This is a genomic window from Burkholderia sp. AU32262 (assembly GCF_020419985.1).
Classification (GTDB): Bacteria; Pseudomonadota; Gammaproteobacteria; order Burkholderiales; family Burkholderiaceae; genus Burkholderia; species Burkholderia semiarida.
In genome coordinates this window covers 115,024-132,420 of sequence record NZ_JAIZRS010000011.1, presented here as the reverse complement: position 1 = coordinate 132,420, position 17,397 = coordinate 115,024, and the positions used below count along the sequence as shown (strand labels likewise).

The 17,397-nt window shown below is 68.8% G+C and carries 14 protein-coding genes; 7 read left to right on the top strand and 7 right to left on the bottom strand.

What is annotated here, in order from left to right; all coding sequences use genetic code 11:
• Positions 1–115 precede the first annotated feature (115 nt).
• The 5 genes from LGN10_RS15600 to LGN10_RS15580 all read right to left on the bottom strand — a co-directional run bounded on the left by LGN10_RS15600 (position 116) and on the right by LGN10_RS15580 (position 5,697).
• Positions 116–1,276, bottom strand: coding sequence for an MFS transporter (locus tag LGN10_RS15600; protein ID WP_226224178.1), 1,161 nt, complete (start codon positions 1,274–1,276; stop codon positions 116–118).
• Positions 1,277–1,369: 93 nt separating this feature from the next.
• Positions 1,370–2,539: an MFS transporter gene (locus LGN10_RS15595; RefSeq protein WP_226224176.1), complete on the bottom strand. Its 1,170-nt coding sequence runs from the start codon at positions 2,537–2,539 to the stop codon at positions 1,370–1,372.
• Between the two features lie 224 nt (positions 2,540–2,763).
• Positions 2,764–3,501, bottom strand: a complete 738-nt coding sequence (gene bluB, locus LGN10_RS15590) for a 5,6-dimethylbenzimidazole synthase (protein ID WP_226224175.1) — start codon at positions 3,499–3,501, stop codon at positions 2,764–2,766.
• 183 nt (positions 3,502–3,684) lie between these two features.
• A complete protein-coding gene (locus LGN10_RS15585) occupies positions 3,685–4,683 on the bottom strand; it encodes a 2-hydroxyacid dehydrogenase (RefSeq protein WP_226224173.1) in 999 nt (332 codons plus the stop codon).
• A 30-nt stretch (positions 4,684–4,713) separates the two neighbouring features.
• Positions 4,714–5,697 carry a LysR family transcriptional regulator gene (locus LGN10_RS15580; RefSeq protein WP_226224171.1) on the bottom strand — a complete coding sequence of 328 codons (984 nt, stop codon included), beginning with the start codon at positions 5,695–5,697 and terminating at the stop codon, positions 4,714–4,716.
• Positions 5,698–6,468: 771 nt separating this feature from the next.
• Between LGN10_RS15580 and LGN10_RS15575 the strand changes: the two genes are divergently transcribed.
• Entirely contained in the window at positions 6,469–7,680 is a 1,212-nt protein-coding gene (locus LGN10_RS15575) for a pyridoxal-phosphate-dependent aminotransferase family protein (protein ID WP_226224169.1), read from the top strand.
• Between the two features lie 26 nt (positions 7,681–7,706).
• Here the strand turns inward: LGN10_RS15575 and LGN10_RS15570 are convergent, their stop codons facing one another.
• Entirely contained in the window at positions 7,707–8,642 is a 936-nt protein-coding gene (locus tag LGN10_RS15570) for an AraC family transcriptional regulator (RefSeq protein ID WP_060965628.1), read from the bottom strand.
• Positions 8,643–8,776: 134 nt separating this feature from the next.
• Between LGN10_RS15570 and LGN10_RS15565 the strand changes: the two genes are divergently transcribed.
• The 3 genes from LGN10_RS15565 (at position 8,777) to LGN10_RS15555 (ending at position 11,046) form a co-directional block, all read left to right on the top strand.
• On the top strand, positions 8,777–9,667 hold the full coding sequence (locus LGN10_RS15565) for a DMT family transporter (RefSeq protein WP_060312770.1): 891 nt from the start codon (positions 8,777–8,779) through the stop codon (positions 9,665–9,667).
• 122 nt (positions 9,668–9,789) lie between these two features.
• Positions 9,790–10,443, top strand: coding sequence for a hypothetical protein (locus LGN10_RS15560; protein ID WP_226224168.1), 654 nt, complete (start codon positions 9,790–9,792; stop codon positions 10,441–10,443).
• A gap of 9 nt (positions 10,444–10,452) precedes the next feature.
• The gene (locus LGN10_RS15555; RefSeq protein ID WP_059574234.1) at positions 10,453–11,046 is read left to right on the top strand and encodes an RES family NAD+ phosphorylase; all 594 of its coding nucleotides are present in this window, start codon (positions 10,453–10,455) and stop codon (positions 11,044–11,046) included.
• 36 nt (positions 11,047–11,082) lie between these two features.
• Here the strand turns inward: LGN10_RS15555 and LGN10_RS15550 are convergent, their stop codons facing one another.
• Positions 11,083–12,297, bottom strand: coding sequence for an MFS transporter (locus LGN10_RS15550; protein ID WP_059574233.1), 1,215 nt, complete (start codon positions 12,295–12,297; stop codon positions 11,083–11,085).
• Between the two features lie 332 nt (positions 12,298–12,629).
• Here LGN10_RS15550 and xdhA point away from each other — a divergent pair, with 332 nt between their 5' ends.
• From xdhA to xdhC, 3 genes are all read left to right on the top strand, one after another.
• Positions 12,630–14,216, top strand: a complete 1,587-nt coding sequence (xdhA, locus tag LGN10_RS15545) for a xanthine dehydrogenase small subunit (protein WP_226224166.1) — start codon at positions 12,630–12,632, stop codon at positions 14,214–14,216.
• A gap of 18 nt (positions 14,217–14,234) precedes the next feature.
• Positions 14,235–16,595, top strand: coding sequence for a xanthine dehydrogenase molybdopterin binding subunit (xdhB, locus tag LGN10_RS15540; RefSeq protein WP_226224165.1), 2,361 nt, complete (start codon positions 14,235–14,237; stop codon positions 16,593–16,595).
• Between the two features lie 84 nt (positions 16,596–16,679).
• The gene (gene xdhC / locus LGN10_RS15535; protein WP_226224163.1) at positions 16,680–17,339 is read left to right on the top strand and encodes a xanthine dehydrogenase accessory protein XdhC; all 660 of its coding nucleotides are present in this window, start codon (positions 16,680–16,682) and stop codon (positions 17,337–17,339) included.
• Positions 17,340–17,397: the final 58 nt, after the last annotated feature.

The window sequence follows — 17,397 nt, the reverse complement described above, 5'->3', positions numbered from 1 at the left end:
AGGGCGGCCCGCATTGCGCGGGCCGTTTCCGTTTACCGGAGAGTGGGCGCGAGCGGGCCGATGCGTACCGGTGCATGATGCTGCGCGCCAACGCCAACGCCAACGCCAATCTGCATCAGATCGCGCGTTGCACCGCGGCGCGTCGTTCCCACAACGCGGCCCCGACGAACGCGGCGACACAGGCGACCAGCACGCCGACCAGCGCATGGCTGCCCAACTGCTCCATCAACGCGCCGGCAACCAGCGGCCCGCCGAAGCTCGCGGCGCTCCACGACGCCGACACGAGCGAGCTCGCGGTGACGAGCGCGGCGCCGCGGAAACGTTCGCCGCACGCGACGAGCGACAGCGTATAGATGCTGCCGGCCGCCGCGCCGAGCACGAACAGCAGCGGCCAGCACAGCCACGGATTGGCGATGACGAACGGCAGCAGCGGCAGGCCGCCCAGCACGATCCAGCCCGCGCCGAGGTGTACGCGTTCGCGGCCGAGCTTGTCCGCGAGCCAGCCGATCGGGAACTGCATCGCGGTATCGCCGAACAGCATGATCGACGCGAGCAGCACGGCGGTCGCGCTCGCGACGCCGTGATCCATCGCGTAGAGCGGCAGCAGCGACAGCGCGAGCGTGTCGAACAGCGCGAAGAAGCCGGTGCCGATGATCAGCGCGGGCATGCGCGGCAGCACGTCGAGCCAGCGGCCGTGCGCTTCGTGATGCGCGTCGTCGCCGGCGAGCGGCGCGCGGCGGATCGTCGCGAGCGTCGGCAGCGCGAGCAGGAACAGCGCGCCGCACAGCGCGAAGCGAATGCTCGTCGCGCCGGCGATCTGGCTGACCAGCACGGGGCCGGCCATCTGGAACAGCGTGAAATTGGTCGCATAGATCGCGACGACGCGGCCGCGCGTCGAATCGTCGGCGAGCTGGTTGACCCATGCTTCGCCGATCGTGAACAGCAGCATCAGCGCGGCGCCGCACAGCACGCGCAGCACGCCCCACAGGATCAGGTTCGACGTGAACTGCATCAGCGCGGTGGCAGCCGCGAGCAGCACGACCGACACGACGATCGCGCGGCGCGCACCGATGTGCCGCGCGAGCGCGGTGACGAACGGCACGATCGCGAGGCCGCCGAGGGCCTGCGCGGCCGTCAGCATGCCGACGACGTTGGTGCCGTGTCCGGCTTCGGTCAGCGCGAGCGCGGTGAGGGGAAGCGTGGCGCCGGTGCCGAGGCCGACGACCGCGACGCTCAGGATCAGCGCGAGGAAATCGCGATTGAGAATGGCTTTCATCGGCCGGGATGCTACACCGCGGCCCTTCAAAGGTCCATGAAGGCCGTCACGTTTGAATGGCGTTGCGCACGCAACGATTACCGCAGGGTTGCGTCATACGTACTCGGTCGGCACGACCACGGGCCGGCGTTCGAGCGCCGCCGACCACAGCGTGAGCGCGAGCGCCGCGACGGCCATCGCGACGCCGACCCACGGCAGGTTCACGAGCGATACGCCCGAGCCGATCGCCATCCCGCCGAGCCACGCGCCGGTCGCGTTGCCGAGGTTGAACGCGCCCTGGTTCAGCGTCGACGCGAGGTTCGGCGCGTCGCTCGCGCGATCGACGATCATGATCTGCAGCGGCGGCACGATCGCGAACGCGAGGATGCCCCACACGAAGATCGTCGTGAGCGCGGCGAACGGCAGATGCATCGTGCCTGCGAACAGCGCGAGAACGATGCCGATCAGCGCGAGCGTCGCGATCAGCGACGGCATCCGGCGCCAGTCGGCGAGCTTGCCGCCGAGCGTGCCGCCGACCGTCAGGCCGAGGCCGAACAGCAGCAGCACGTAGGTCACCTGATGCGGCGAGAAGCCCGTCACGTCCTCGAGGATCGGCGTGATGTACGTGAACACGCTGAACAGGCTCGCGGACGCGAGCACGCTGATGCCGAGCACCATCAGCACCTGCGGGTGCTTCAGCACGCTGAATTCGCGCGTGATGCTGGTGTCGGGCATCGCGAGGTGCTTCGGCAGACACACCGCGAGCGCGGCGGCCGCGGCGATGCCAATGCCGGTGACGGCCCAGAACGTCGCGCGCCAGCCGAACGCCTGGCCGAGCGCGGTGCCGAGCGGCACGCCGAGCACGTTCGCGAGCGTGAGGCCGGTGAACATCAGCGCGATCGCCTGCGCGCGGCGGTTCGGCGCGACGAGGTTGCTCGCGACCACCGAGCCGATGCCGAAGAATGCACCGTGGCAGAACGCGGTGACGACGCGCGCGGCCATCAGCACCGCATAGCCGGGCGCGATCGCGCAAAACAGGTTGCCGGCGATGAACAGGCCGATCAGGCCCATCAGCGCGCGCTTGCGCGGCATCTTCGCGGTGACGATCGCGAGGATCGGCGCGCCGATCGTCACGCCGAGCGCGTAGCCGGACACGAGCATCCCGGCGGCCGGGATCGACACGCCGAGATCGCGCGCGACATTGGGCAGCAGCCCCATGATCACGAATTCGGTGGTACCGATTCCAAATGCGGCGACGGCAAGGGCGAAAAGAGGCAGGGGCATCGCGGTAGGCTCGGGAAAAGAGGCCGCTCGAGCCCAAGCGCGGGAGACGCGGGGCGGGCGGTCGGTGAGGCGAACGTCAGCCGCGATTCTACTTCAGTGAAAACCCTTATGTTTGGGGTCAAAACGGGTGTTGCCGGCGTGCGACGGGGCGGCAAGCGGGAAGTTCATACTGTGGGATTTTCGGCGATTCGGTCGCGAGGCGATGGCGGTTGCCGGACCGTGGATCAGGCGATGGGTTCGGACAATCCACCGGGCATCGTGGCCGACGTTTCTTCCATTTCGGTCTCTATTGACGACGCAGCCGATCCGGCCCCGTCGGTCGCCGCCGGATCGTCCCAGCCGTTCTCGAACAGGCAGGCTTCGATCGGCATCCGCGCGGCCCAGCGTTCTTGTTCCAGCATCGGCTTCGCATAGAACGCATCGACGTGCCCGATGCACAGCACGGCGATCGGCTTCGCGCCGTCGGGCATCCGCAGCAGCGTGCGCAGCGCATCGACGTCGAACAACGACACCCAGCCCATCCCGAGCCCTTCCGCGCGCGCCGCGAGCCACATGTTCTGGATCGCGCACGCGGCGGACGCCAGGTCCATCTCCGGCAGCGTGCGGCGGCCGAACACGTGGCGCTCGCGGCCGTCGGCGAGCGCGACGATCAGCAACTCGCCGCATTCGCGCACGCCTTCGACCTTCAGCCGCATGAATTCGTCCTGGCGTTCGCCGAGCGCGTCGGCGGTCGCGCGGCGCTCGGCCTCGACCAGTGCGTGGATCGACGTGCGCAATGCGGGATCGGTGATGCGGATGAAGCGCCACGGCTGCATGAAGCCGACGCTGGGTGCGTGGTGCGCCGCGCGCAGCAGGCGCGCGAGCACGGCCGGATCGACGGGCGCCGGCGTGAAATGGCGCATGTCGCGCCGTTCGAAGATGGCGCGGTAGACGGCGGCGATGTCGGAATCGTCGAAACGCATGAGCGGCAAAGGCAGGGATGACGTCGACGCAACGATAGCAGACGGCGCGCGCGGGAATCGTTACGTCACCTGAAACAATGCGCGGAATTGTGGATGATGGCGAGTGCGGTGTGCGGCAACCGGCGCAAGCAAACGATTGCGAATGCGCTGCCGGCCGTCAAACGGGCCGTTTTTCGTGGTTTCTCAGCGGTTTGCCGTCACGACGTTCCGCGGCGCGCCCGCACGCCACGCCTCGATGTTCAGCAGCGTCGTGTGCGCGATCTCGGCCAGCGCCTCGCGCGTGAAGAACGCCTGGTGCGACGTGACGATCACGTTCGGGAACGTCAGCAGGCGCGCGAGCACGTCGTCCTGCAGCGGCAGGTCGGAGTGATCCTCGAAGAAGAGCCCGCTTTCCTCCTCGTACACGTCGAGCCCGAGATGACCGAGCTGGCCGCTCTTGAGCGCGTCGACCAGCGCCTGCGCGTCGACGAGCCCGCCGCGCCCGGTGTTGATCAGCATCGCGCCATGCTTCATCCGCGCGAGCGTCCGTTCGTTGATCAGGTGGTGGGTCGACGGCAGCAGCGGGCAATGCAGGCTGACGATGTCGGCGCGATGCAGCAGCTCGTCGAGCTCGACGTAGCGCGCGCCGAACGCGATCAGTTCGTCGTTGTACGGCGGCACGGAGTGCGCGAGCACGTGCATCCCGAAGCCCATCATGATCTTCGCGAACACGCTGCCGATGATGCCGGTGCCGATCACGCCGACGGTCTTGCCGTGCAGGTCGAAGCCGAGCAGCCCGTTCAGCGAGAAGTCGCCTTCGCGGGTGCGGGCGACGGCGCGCGGCAGGCGGCGGTTGAGCGCGAGGATCAGCGCGACCGCATGCTCGGCGACCGCGTGCGGCGAATACGCGGGCACGCGCACGACCGTGACGCCGAGCCGTTCGGCGGCGGCCAGGTCGACATGGTTGAAGCCTGCCGAGCGCAGCGCGATCAGCCGCGTGCCGCCGTCGGCGAGCCGTTCGAGCACGGCCGCGTCGACGGTGTCGTTGACGAACGGGCAGACGACGTCATAGCCGTGCGCGAGGATCGCGGTTTCCGCGTCGAGGTGCGACGGCTGGAAGTGCAGCCGATAGCCGAACTGCCGGTTGGCGGCGGTAAACGAATCGTCGTCGTACTGCCGGCTGCTGAACAGGATCACGCGCACGCTGCACCTCCGAGGGCTGACGCGCGCAGTTTACTGCAGGCCCGTGACGATGTCGGAGCGGTCGGGGCCGCGCACCGGCCGCAGGAAGCCGTAGTCCGTCCGCTCGCGACCGGACGGCGCGCCGAAGTGCTCGAGCGCGTGCTCGACGAAGCTGCGCGTGCGGGCCGGCACGTACTGGCGGTTCGGATAGACGAGCGACAACTGCGCGTCGGGATCGTCGATCCGGTAGCCGGCCATCAGCCGCACGAGCGTGCCGTGGTTGAGCGCGTCGGCCACGCACGGCTCGGGCAGCACCGCGATGCCGGCGCCGGCCACCGCCGCCGCCTGGACGAGCGCGAGCTGGTTGACCGTGCAGGCCGGGCGTACCGTGACCGAATGGACGACGCCGTCGTGGCCGATCAGTTGCCACGTCGGCGCGTGCTGGTGCGGCGCGAGCGTGACCCAGTCGTGGCCCGGCAGGTCGTCGGGCACGCGCGGCTCGCCGCGGCGGTCGAGATAGGCGGGCGCCGCGCACGCGACGAACGGGTTCGGCGCGAGGGTGTGGCCGATCAGCGACGGGTTGCCGTCGAGCCGGGTGCCCGTGACGATGCCGACGTCGTAGCCTGAATCGAGCACGTCGAGCGGCCCTTCGGCGACGGTCAGCTGCACCCGCAGCTCGGGATAGCGGTGCCGGAAGCTGCTGACGAGCGGCGTCAGCGCGAGCGGCGACAGCAGCCCCGACGCGACGACGCGCAGCGTGCCGGCCGGTTCGCGCACGGCATGCGCGACGGACGATTCGAGGTGGTCGAATTCCTCGAGCAGCGCGCGGCAACCGTCGAGGTAGCGCACGCCGGCCTCGGTGAGCGACAGGTTGCGCGTGGTGCGATGGATCAGCCGGGTGTTCAGGTGGCCCTCGAGCATCGCGATGGAACGCGTGACGAGCGCATTGGACACGCCGAGATGGTGCGCCGCGCGCCGGAAGCTTTGCTGCTCGGCGACGCAGACGAATACACGCATGGTCTGAATCTGGTTCATGGCTTGCGTATTTCTGGCCCGGTTGATTGATTTTGGTTGTGATTTATCGCCGCGCAACGCCGAAAGCGCATCGCGCGGCCCCTAGCGCTCCCTCGTATCGAAAATGGAATTTCGATTCCGCAGACGATTGTTCAATAAAGAACCGATATCCGTCAACCTGCGAAAACGGGCGGGTTGCGTAAAATCGAAATCGCGAGTAACGGTTTAACGCTGCGGTGCAGCAAGGAGGTGCGGCGTAAAACCAGAGCGGTATTGGTGGATTCGTCGGGTTGGCGAATATTTCAAAATAAATCAATTACTTGTATGAAATTCTTGCGCGCCGGGACAGCGCCTTTCGGAGTCGCTCCCCAATACATGCCACAATAATAGATGTTTTTTCCACGTTCGGATTTTGTGTATCGAATTCGTTCCGCGATTTGTATCAGGTACCGGTCTATTCGTTCCGATCCCGCCAATGGGGCTGAACTGTCGGTTTCGACGAATAGTCTCGATATTGGCGGAGAAAATCGCGCCTGCGGAACGCGAATGGAACCGTTTCGCAACCGGCGGCCCGCCCTTTTCAATCCGGACGGCCGTCGCGCGCGTGGTGCGCGGCCGGCTGGCCCGGTCCGGCGACCGGGCCACCGTCGTGCTGTCCGAACGGGGGTGCCTCTTGCGCAAGGCGGCGGAACACGGAATGATCGTTCAGTTCGCTGCGCGTGCAACGGGCGCCGTGCATACGTGCGCCGTCCCGCGGGCGTTCGCGCGCTTCCTTTCCTCACTTTTCCAGCCATGTCCATCGATCATTCACCGATTCCCTGTCCCGTCGTCGTGCCGCTCGACGCGATCCTGCCCGAAGAACCGCTGCTGATGATGGGGGCCGGCCCGGTCCCGATCCCGGCCGCCGTCGCCAAGGCGAACACGATCGTGATCAATCACCTCGGCGCGACGATGGCGAAGATCATCGAGCAGGTGAAGGAGATGGCGCGCTACGTGTTCCAGACCCGCACGAAATGGGTGCTCGGCGTCGCGGGCCCCGGCTCGGCCGCGATGGAAATGGCGATCTCGAACCTCGCGTGGCGCGGCACGCGCGTGCTGTCGATCCGCAACGGGTTCTTCAGCGCGCGGATGGCCGAGATGGCCACGCGCGTCGGCGCCGACGTCGCGACGCTCGAAGTGGCCGACCGCGCGGTCGCGAGCATCGACGAGATCGCCGACGCGATCGCGCGCGAGCGGCCCGAGATCGTCACGATCGTGCAGGGCGAGACGTCGAACACCGTGTGGAATCGCGACCTGCGCGACATCGCCGCGCTCGCGAAGGCGGCCGGCGCGCTGGTCGTCGTCGATGCGGTATGCACGCTGTCGACGATGCCGCTCGAGATGGACGCGTGGGGCATCGACGCGGTGATCACCGGCGGCCAGAAAGGGCTGTCGTCGATCCCGGGCGTGTCGCTGATCGCGTTCTCCGACGCCGCGTGGGAACGCATGAAACACCGTTCCGAGCCGAATGCGCACTGGTGCCTCGACATGGCGCTCGCGGAGAACTTCTGGCACAACGCCGGCTATCACTACACGGCGCCCGTGTCGGGCGTGCTCGCGCTGCACGAGGCGCTGCGGCTCGTGTGCGCGGAGACGCTCGAGAGCCGCTTCGCGCGCCACCTGCGCTGCTCGCTGGCGCTGCAGGCGGGCGTCGAATCGATGGGGCTCAAGCTGTATGCGCCGAAGGACTGCCGGCTCAATTCGGTGGTCGGGATCGAGACGCCGGAAGGGCTCACGCCCGGGATGGTGTGCGGCCATATCTCGAAGCAGTACCAGGTCGAGATCTCGGGTTCGTTCGGGTTGCCGATCGTGCGGATCGGCCAGATGGGCGAGCAGTGCCGCGAACACAACCTGTTCCGCACGCTGCATGCGTTCGGCCGCACGATGGTCGACCTGAAGGTGCCGGTCGACCTGCCGGCCGGCGTCGCGGCGCTCGAACAGGAACTGTCGCGGCGCGGCGCGTAAGCCGGGAGGCGCGGCACGGGCCGCGCTCAGCGGCGCTGCATCGCGCGCCGGTACGTATTCGGCGTCGTGCCGTGCGCGTCGCGAAAGCGATGGCTGAAGTGGCCGGCATTTGCGTAGCCGCAGTCGGCCGCGATCTGCGCGAGCGGCAGCGCGGTCGTGCGCAGCAGCTCGCGGGCCCGGGCGAGCCGTTGCTCGGCCACCCACGCGTGCGGCGCGCGGCCGAACGACAGCCGGAACATCCGCGAGAAGTGATATTCGGACAGCGCGGCGACCTCCGCGAGTTCGCCGAGCGTCAGCGGCTGCGTCAGGTACGTGTCGATGTAGTCGCGCACGCGGCGGCGCACGGCCGGCGCGAGCCCGCCGCGGAACGACGTGTCGGTGCGCATCGTGCTCTGCCCGCGCAGCAGCAGGCTCAGTACTTCGTGCGCGGTCTCGTTCACGCGCAGCCGCTCGTCGGCATCGTCCCAGCCGTCCAGCGCGAGCGAGCGCAGCAGCGCGGCGACGCGCGCATCCTCGAAATAGGTGCGATCGGCGAGCTTCAGCTCGCGTGGCTCGCGATCGAGCTCGCGGATCGCGCGTTGCGTGAAGTGCTCGGGCAGGAAATACAAGTGGATGAAATGCATTTCGCCGCGCACCCACCAGCGTGATTCGTGATCGCCCGGCAACGCACACAGCAGGCTCGGCGCGCCGTAGCGCGGCACGCGCTGGCGCTCGGTCCGGTAGCCGCCGTCGAGGTAGCACGACAGCGTGTGGTGGCCGGGCTGCTCGTAGACCGTCTCGCTTTCGTCGGTGATTCGCGTCCATTCGGCGATCGCGAGATGGTCGCCGAGCCACGCGAAGCGCTCGAGCGTCGCGTTCGCGTCGGCGAGCGTGCGGCACACCGACTGCAGGCCGAACGGCAGATCGCCGCCGGCCAGGGCGGCGGCGCGGTCGATGGGCGGGGCGCAGAGGGAGAGACTCATGATGCGCCGAGTATAAGCGGGCGCGCGGCGCCGCGTGCGGCGCGCCGAAAAAGACCGCAATTCCGGACAATCGGCACGCGTCGTGCGGCGGCATAGTCGGAATCCCGATTCACCCGATTGTCCGGATTGCCGCCATGAACCTGTCGCTTTATTTCGTCACCGTGCTGATCTGGGGCACCACCTGGATCGCGATCAAATGGCAGCTCGGCTCGGTGCCGCCGCCCGTGTCGATCGCGTGGCGCTTCTGGCTCGCGGCCGCCGTGCTGTTCGCGCTGCTGCGCGTGATGCGCCGCCCGGTGCGTCCGCCGCGCGAAGCGTGGCGCTTTCTCGTCGCGCAGGGCTTCGCGCTGTTCTGCCTGAATTTCCTGTGCTTCTACTACGCGGAGCAGGTCGTGCCGAGCGGGCTCGTCGCGGTGATCTTCTCGACCGCGCCGCTGCTGAACTCGATCAACGGCCGGCTGTTCATGGGCCGCCCGCTGCGGCCGTCGGCGATCGCCGGCGCGCTGCTCGGGCTGACCGGCATCGCGTGCCTGTTCTGGCAGCAGATGGCCGGCCATCTCGACGACCACGCGACCTGGGCGGGGCTCGCGATCGCGTTCGCCGGCACGATGTGCTTCTCGGCGGGCAACCTGCTGTCGAGCCGGATGCAGTCGATGGGGCTGCACCCGCTCGCGACCAACGGCTGGGCGATGCTGATCGGCGCGGCGATCCTGACCGTCGGCAGCGCCGCGGCCGGAATGCCGTTCACGCTCGACATGAGCCCGCGCTATCTCGGCGCCCTCGTGTACCTGGCCGTGCCGGGCTCGGTGATCGGCTTCACCGCATACCTCACGCTCGTCGGCCGCATCGGGCCGGAGCGGGCCGCGTACTGCACGGTGCTGTTCCCGATCGTCGCGCTGGCCGTGTCGACGGTGTTCGAGGGCTACCAGTGGTCGCTGCTCGCGGTGATCGGGCTGCTGCTCGTGGTGGCCGGCAATCTCGTCGCGTTCGACCTCACGCGGCGGTTGTTTCTGCGGACGGCCTGATGAAGTTCGCCGCTGCGTGAACCCGCGTTCGAGGAAACCGGCGAACGGTCGACTTGGTTGACGCGGTTGACTTGGTTTCGATTCGGGGCTACGCTCGATCATTCCGGACGTGACGGGAGGTGATGATGATTGCGCGAGCGCATACGCTGGAAGGGACGGCCGTCGTTCTTGATGTCGAGGCGGAGGAAGCGCTGCGCAGCGCTGTCGGCGCCGCGACCATGCTCGGCCCCGATCGCGCGCGGGCGCTGCTCAGCTTGTCCGACGAGCAATTGGGGCATCTGTTCAAGGCCGGCATCGCGCAGGTCATCGATCTGGCCGGCACGATCACGTTCGGCATCGCTGCTGCCGCGACGCGCGACAGGAAGCCGACCGGCGGGAAGAAGCGGGCGGCGGGCGTCGCCGCCGATCCGGAGCGGCAGGTGCAGGCGGAACGGCGCATGCTGGTCGCCGACGGCAAGCTGCTGCCTGCCGCGCAGACATGGGCCGGCCTGGGCATGACGCGGCAGGCGCTCAGCAAGGCCGTGGCGTCCGGCCGGATCTTCACGGTCGATGTCGGCGCCGCACAGTACTATCCGGCCTTCTACCTGACGGGAGATATCGATCGGAAGACGTTGGGCAGGGTGACGCAATGTCTGGGCGGTTTGCCGGGATGGAGCAAATGGCAGTTCTTCACGACGCCGAAGGCGTCGCTGGGCAACGTTACGCCGCTCGTCGCGCTGTCGCGCGGGAAGGTGGACGAAGTCGAGCGCGCCGCCACGGCGTTCGCCGAGCGCTAGGCGGCCCGTTTGCTGACGGCGCCGGGGGAACATTTCGCGAGCGCGACACTGGTGACGCGCGAGGTGGCGCCGACGGCGCTCGTGCGCATCTCGCGATTCGCGACGGGCGAGCCGTATTTCGGCAAGTCGGGCGGCAACCGCTTCGACGATCCGCGCAAACGGCGGCGGTACGGCACCAGCTACTTCGGTTTCGATCTGCATTGCGCGTTCGCCGAGACGGTGCTGCACGACGAAGTCGCCGATCTGGTGCTGGGTGGCTTTCCACTCGTGACGACCGAACTTGACCGCTATGTCCTGTCGTTCGATGGCGCGCCGCTGACCGTGGCCGTCCTGCATGGGTTGCCGTTAAAAAACCTGGGCGGCGATGGTGCGTTGTCGACCATCGCACCGTACGACGTTCCGCAACGGTGGTCGCTTGCCCTCCACCGGCATCCCCGCCGCGTCGACGGGTTTTTGTACATGTCGCGCCATCTCAACACGTCGGAAGCGCTCGTGCTCTTCGATCGTGCCGAACCGAAGCTCTCGCTCGGGCGCGCCGTCCCGTTCAGGCGTCATCCCGATGCGGCCCGCGTATTGCGGGACTTCAACGTACTACTGCGTTGATGTGCGTCGCGGGCGCGGCAACGCGCCTCCCGCTTCTCACGCCGCCGCACCGCTCCCCGCCACCCGCGCCTGGCGCTGGTACAGCATCATCGACAGCGCGACGCCTGCCGCGGCGGCCACCGCCGCGAACAGGAACACCTGCGGATAGCCGAACGCGCCCGCGACATAGCCGGCGAGCGGACCGGTGATGCCGAGCGACAGGTCGAGGAACACCGAATACGCGGACAGCGCCGCGCCGCGGCTCGCGGCCGGCACGAGCGCGACGGCCTCGACGCCGAGCGCCGGGAAGATCAGTGCGAAGCCGAAGCCCGTCAGCGCCGCGCCGACCAGCGCGACGTGCGGCACCGGCGCGAGCCACAGCAGCACGAGGCCCGCGCATTCGAACGCAAACGACACGATCGCGACGCGGAAGCCGCCGTACGTCTTGATCGTGTTCGCGAACAGCAGGCGCGCGCCGATGAACAGCGTGCCGAACACGGTCAGCGACAGCGCGGCGTTCGGCCAGTGGCGCGCCGCGTAGTACAGCGTGACGAAGGTTGCGATCGAGCCGAAGCCGGCCGAGCCGAGCGCGAGGCCGAGGCCGTGCGGCAGCACGCGCGTGAACACGCTCGCATACGACATCCGTTCGCCGTGCACGAGCGGCACCGGCGCGATCAGGCGGGCGAGGTAGAAGCCGAGCGCGGCGAGCGCGATCACGATCACGCCGATCAGCGCCGGATTCAGCGTATGCGCGATCGCGACGCCCACCGGCGCGCCGAGCGCGAGCGCGCCGTAGGTCGCGATGCCGTTCCACGAGATCACCTTCGCGTTGTGCGCGACGCCGACCCGGCCGATGCCCCACAGGATCGCGCCGGTGCCGCACAGGCTTTCGCCGACGCCGAGCACGAGCCGGCTCGCGACCAGCAGCACCAGGCTCGCGACCGGCCAGTGCGCGAGCAGCAGCGCGACGAGCAGCAGCACGCCCGACACGCCGCAGCCGACCAGCCCGCGCAGCACCGTCTGCTTCGGCCCGAGCGTATCGGCGAGGCGCCCGGCGAGCGGCCGCGATGCGAGCGTCGCGAAGTACTGGACGCTGATCGCGCCGCCCGCGACGATCGCGGAAAAGCCGAGCTCGTCGTGGACGAAGCCCGGCAGCACCGCGAGCGGCAGGCCGATGGTCAGATAGCAGATGAACGTGAAGCAGACGACGGACACGATTTGCAGCGTGAGCGCGAACCCGCTGCGCGGCGGTGTGGCGGAATCGGATGACATGGGGTCGGAACGAATGGCGAAACGAACGGAAAACGGCGGGAAAGGGAATCGGGATTTTCCCATGGAACCGGTTTTCCCGCAGGTACCGTTTAGTTAACTGCGCCCCTATTCAGGAAGAGGGCGATGGTCGGCGGCCGGGAGCGGGCGAAGCGCCCCGCGCGGCAAGGGCATCGGCCGGCCGTGCGCGCATATCGCGGCAGTTATATGAGCCGCATGCGTGATGGGCTATGGGTTGCGGAATTTGACGGTGATAGCGTGCAAACTGTCGGAAAAACGTCGGTCGAGCGCTCCGCGCAGGCCGCCTTGCCCCCAATTTGAAGAAACACCGAGACATGAGTGAGCCGATTCGCTTCTACCATCGTCACGCGATCCGCGAAGTCAGCGGCGCGGACGTGACCCGCACCGTGCTGCAATATCTGCGCGAGGATGCGCATTGCACCGGTACCAAGGAAGGCTGCGCGGAAGGCGACTGCGGCGCGTGCACGGTCGTCGTCGGCGAGCTGACCGACGCCGGCGCGATCGAGTTCAAGGCCGTCAACGCATGCATCCAGTTCCTGCCGACGCTCGACGGCAAGGCGCTGCTCACGGTCGAGGACCTGCGTCGGCCGGACGGCACGCTGCATCCGGTGCAGCAGGCGATGGTCGATTGCCACGGTTCGCAATGCGGGTTCTGCACGCCGGGCTTCGTGATGTCGATGTGGGCGCTGTACGAGAAGCATGGCCACGAAGGCTGCGGCAGTGCATGCGCGAAGGCGAAGGACGTGCCGACGCGCACCGAGATCGCCGATGCGCTGACCGGCAACCTGTGCCGCTGCACCGGGTATCGCCCGATCGTCGATGCGGCCGTGCGGATGTTCGATGCGGCCGGCGAAGGTGCGGCCGGCGAAGGCGCACCGGCGCCCGCCGCGCCCGTCGACACGGCCGCGCTTGCCCGCACGCTTGCGTCGCTGAAGCGCGACGACACGTTCGACTACACGACGATCGACGGTGCGCGCTTCGCGGCGCCGCGCACGCTCGACGCGCTGGCCGCGCTGAAGGCCGAGCGTCCCGATGCGCGCATTCTCGCCGGCAGCACCGACATCGGCCTGTGGGTGACCAAGCAGATGCGCCGCCTCGACGACCTGATCTACGTCGGCCAGATCGCCGAGCTGCAGCAGATCGTTCACGGCGACGACTGGATCGGGATCGGCGCGGGCGTGACGGTCGAGAAGGCCTATGCGGCGCTGGCCGGCACGTATCCGGAGCTGACCGAGATGTGGAAGCGCTTCGCGTCGCTGCCGATCCGCAACGCGGGCACGATGGGCGGCAACGTCGCGAACGGCTCGCCGATCGGCGATTCGATGCCGGGCCTGATCGCGCTCGGCGCGCGCGTCGTGCTGCGCGGCGGCGACACGGTGCGAGAGCTGCCGCTCGAGGCGCTCTACACGGGCTACCAGCAGAAGGACATGGCGCCGCACGAATTCGTCGTCGGCCTGAAAGTGCCGACCCGCACCGGCGCGCGCGACAAGCTGCGGTTCCGCACGTACAAGCTGTCGAAGCGCTTCGACTCGGACATCTCGGCCGTGTGCGCGGCGTTCGCGTTCATCGCGGACGGCGACACGATCCGCGAGCCGCGCATCGCGTTCGGCGGGATGGCCGCGACGCCGAAGCGCGCGACCCACACGGAAGCCGTGCTCGACGGCGCGCAGTGGCACGAAGCCACCGCGCAGGCGGCGATGCAGGCGCTCGAGCGCGACTACCAGCCGCTGTCCGACATGCGCGCGACGAGCGCGTATCGCCTCGATACCGCGAAGAACCTGATCTATCGCTTCTGGCTGGAGACGCGTGCGCACGACCCGCTGCCGCCGCAGGCGCTGAACGTGCGCGAAGTGGCCGCCGAAGCAGGCGCCGAAGTGGCCGACGACGCGGCGCGCGTCTGACGACGGAGAACACCGAACATGAACCAGCAAGCAGAACCGTTCCTGAGCACCCTCGACCCGCAGGCCGACGCCGCGCAGGTGCACGTCTCGCGCGCCCACGAATCGGCCCACCTGCACGTGAGCGGGCGCGCCACCTACACCGACGACATTCCGGTCGTCGCGGGCACGCTGCACGCGGCGCTCGGGTTGTCGGCGAAGCCGCACGCGAAGATCGTGTCGATGAACTTCGACGCGGTGCGTGCGACGCCGGGCGTGGTCGCGGTATTCACGGCCGACGACATCCCGGGCGTCAACGATTGCGGCCCGATCATCCACGACGATCCGGTGCTCGCGAAGGGCGTCGTGCAGTTCGTCGGCCAGCCGATGTTCATCGTCGTCGCGACGTCGCATGAAACCGCGCGGCTTGCCGCGCGCCGCGCGCAGGTCGAGTACGAGGAGCTGCCCGCGATCCTGACCGCGCAGGAAGCGCGCGCGGCCGAATCCTACGTGATCCCGCCGCTGAAGCTCGCGCGCGGCGACGCGGCCGCGCGGCTCGCCGCCGCGCCGCACCGCGAGTCGGGCGAGATGCTGCTCGGCGGGCAGGAGCAGTTCTACCTCGAAGGACAGATCGCATACGCGGTGCCGAAGGACGACGACGGCATGCACGTGTACTGCTCGACGCAGCACCCGAGCGAGATGCAGCACCTCGTCGCGCACGTGCTCGGCGTGGCGTCGCACAACGTGCTGGTCGAATGCCGCCGGATGGGCGGCGGGTTCGGCGGCAAGGAATCGCAGTCGGGCCTGTTCGCATGCTGCGCGGCGCTCGCCGCATGGAAGCTGCTGTGCCCGGTGAAACTGCGTCCGGACCGCGACGACGACATGATGATCACCGGCAAGCGGCACGACTTCCATTACCGCTTCGACGTCGGCTACGACGACGGCCGCATCGACGGCGTCGCGCTCGACATGACGTCGCGCTGCGGCTTCTCGGCCGACCTGTCCGGCCCGGTGATGACGCGCGCGGTGTGCCATTTCGACAACGCGTACTGGCTCGGCGACGTCGACATCGCCGGCTACTGCGGCAGGACCAACACGCAGTCGAACACCGCGTTCCGCGGCTTCGGCGGCCCGCAGGGCGCGTTCGCGATCGAATACATCCTCGACGACATCGCGCGTTCGCTCGGCCGCGATCCGCTCGACGTGCGCTACGCGAACCTGTACGGCAAGACCGAACGCAACGTGACGCCGTACGGGCAGACGATCGAGGACAACGTGCTGCAGGAGCTGCTCGGCGAACTCGAGGCGACGAGCGACTACCGCGCGCGGCGCGCGGGCGTGCGCGCATTCAACGCACGCAACACGGTGCTGAAGAAGGGTATCGCACTCACGCCGGTGAAGTTCGGCATCGCGTTCAACGTCACGCACTTCAACCAGGCCGGCGCGCTGGTGCACATCTACACCGACGGCTCGGTGCTCGTGAACCACGGCGGCACGGAGATGGGGCAGGGGCTCAACACGAAGGTCGCGCAGGTGGTCGCGCACGAGCTCGGCATCCGCTTCGGCCGGGTCCGCGTGACGGCGACCGACACGAGCAAGGTCGCGAACACGTCCGCGACGGCCGCGTCGACGGGCTCGGACCTGAACGGCAGGGCCGCGCAGGACGCGGCGCGCCAGTTGCGCGAGCGGCTCGCGGCATTCGCGGCGAAGCAGTTCGGCGACGGCAAGGTCGAGGCGGCCGACGTGACGTTCGGCAACGACGTCGTGTGGGTCGGCGGCCATGGCGTGCCGTTCGGCGAAGTGGTCGCGAAGGCATACCTCGCGCGCGTGCAGCTGTGGTCCGACGGCTTCTACGCGACGCCGAAGCTGCACTGGGATCAATCGAAGCTGCAGGGCCGGCCGTTCTACTACTACGCGTACGGCGCGGCGGTGTCGGAAGTCGTGATCGACACGCTGACGGGCGAGATGCGCACGCTGCGCGTCGATGCGCTGCACGACGTGGGCGCGTCGCTGAACCCGGCGCTCGACATCGGCCAGGTCGAAGGCGCGTTCATCCAGGGGATGGGCTGGCTGACGACCGAGGAGCTGTGGTGGAACAAGGGCGGCAAGCTGATGACGCACGCGCCGTCCACCTACAAGATCCCGACCGTGAACGACACGCCGCCCGAGTTCAACGTGCGGCTGTTCCAGAACCGCAACGTCGAGGACAGCATCCACCGCTCGAAGGCCGTCGGCGAGCCGCCGCTGCTGCTGCCGTTCTCGGTGTTCTTCGCGGTGCGCGATGCGATCGCCGCGGTCGGCGACTATCGCGTGAACCCGCCGCTCGACGCGCCGGCCACCGGCGAGTCGATCCTGCGCGCGGTGCAGGCGGTGCGGGCGGCGAACGCCGCGCGGGCAGGCTGACGTGAACGGCGTCTGCCCGCTCGCTTCGTGCGTCGGCTCCGACGGGGCGATCGGCTTCGTTCGGGCGACCCGTCGGAGGCCGGCATGAACGGCCCCGCTCGTTCGCCGCGTGCCGCGTCCGACGCGGGGTGCGAAGGCGCGTGCGGCAGCGCGCCTTCGCCGTTGCAGCCGTTCGCGCCGGGCACCGGCCAGCGCAACCGCGCGACCGGTGCGCCGCCGCCGATGCACGTCGTGCTGTTCGGCGCGGGCCACGTCGGCCAGGCGCTCGTCACGCTGCTCGGCGCATTGCCGTGCGTCGTGCAGTGGGTCGACACGCGCGACGAGCTGTTCCCGGACGAGTGCCCGCCGAACGTGCAGCCGGAGCCGACCGACACGCCGGAGGCCGTCGTCGACGCGGCGCCGCCCGGCGCGTATTTCCTCGTGATGACGCACAACCACGCGCTCGACTTCTCGCTCGCCGCGCGGATCATGCGGCGGCGCGACTACGCATACTTCGGGATGATCGGCTCGCGCACCAAGCGCGTGAAGTTCGAGCGCCGGCTCGCCGCGCGCGGCGTCGATCCGGCGCGGCTCGTCGAGATGGTGTGCCCGATCGGCGTCGCCGGCATCGTCGACAAGGCGCCGGGCGCGATCGCGGTGGCCGTCTGCGCGGAGTTGCTGCAGGTGCGTTCGGGGATGCCGGTGGCCGATGCGAAGGCAGCCGCGGCCGGGCGCGCACGCGACGAGGTGTCCTGCGCGCGGTAAGACAGCGGTAAAACAGCGGTAAAACGGTCATGCCGCGCGGCCGGCGCACGGCCGCGCG